Annotated in this window: 2 protein-coding genes; both read right to left on the reverse strand. The window is 44.3% G+C overall.

The features are described 5' to 3' along the window. A partial coding sequence (locus B5F88_RS20530) for a hypothetical protein (RefSeq protein WP_204246289.1) occupies window positions 1-262 on the reverse strand: 262 nt, incomplete at its 3' end. 222 nt (window positions 263-484) lie between these two features. Beyond that, the gene (locus B5F88_RS19810) at window positions 485-784 is read right to left on the reverse strand and encodes a CD1845 family protein (RefSeq protein ID WP_087937085.1); all 300 of its coding nucleotides are present in this window, start codon (window positions 782-784) and stop codon (window positions 485-487) included. Window positions 785-846: the final 62 nt, after the last annotated feature.

Here is an 846-nt window from a genome sequence, read left to right on the forward strand (position 1 = left end):
AATCTTCCACAAGTACTCCATCTTGATACTTTGAATATAATTCTATACCTCCATTTGGGTATAATTCATAGTAAAGCCCTGTAAATGGTTTGCCAGCATAGTAGAGCAATGAAGAATCAGGATCAGAATAATCAAAACCGTTTTCATCATTATACGCATCTTCACTTCCTTCAATCGCACCATAGGAAATCAATTCGCCCAAAGTTAAAGGTGTGGGCATTTGATTCGCAATAAAAGGATTATAAGGATTTTTCTGTTTCATGTATAATGAGTTCTCCTTTTTCAACCTGTATGGAATCTCTGTGTGGCACCATGCAGGATGGTTACACAAAATTAAGGATAGTTTATATTCTCCATTATCGTCTTTTTAAGAAAAGTATAGCACAATACTGTGAACAAATCTATTTCATATCAGCTCGTCAGCGGCACCTCTAATCGCATATAGGAGCAGAACACCCTCTCCAGTGATGGAGAGGGTGCCTCTTTATCCGTAGATCAAATCCTGTATCGCATATTTGAGGCCCTGCACTTGGCCCAGCAGCCAAAAGGCCAGCTTCGGCAGCCCAAATGGGCTGATAAGGAACGCAATCACCAGCAGAATCAGGCCGTTTTGCGGGGAGTATGTCACCAGCACAGCCACGCCCAGCAGGGCAATCACTGTACTGAGAAGCCCCAGCACCAAGCCGGATACATAGACCAGCCCCACACAAGTCCAGATGGCCACGGTAAGCAGCAGTACCACCGGCGCGGCCACGATCTTCAGGAGCAGCTTCAATAGACCCAATATCATTCCCACAGAACGTCACCTCCAACTTGATTCTAAAGCCATTATGAAACAATCTCTGT

The organism is Flavonifractor sp. An306 (assembly GCF_002159455.1).
GTDB lineage: Bacteria > Bacillota > Clostridia > Oscillospirales > Oscillospiraceae > Flavonifractor.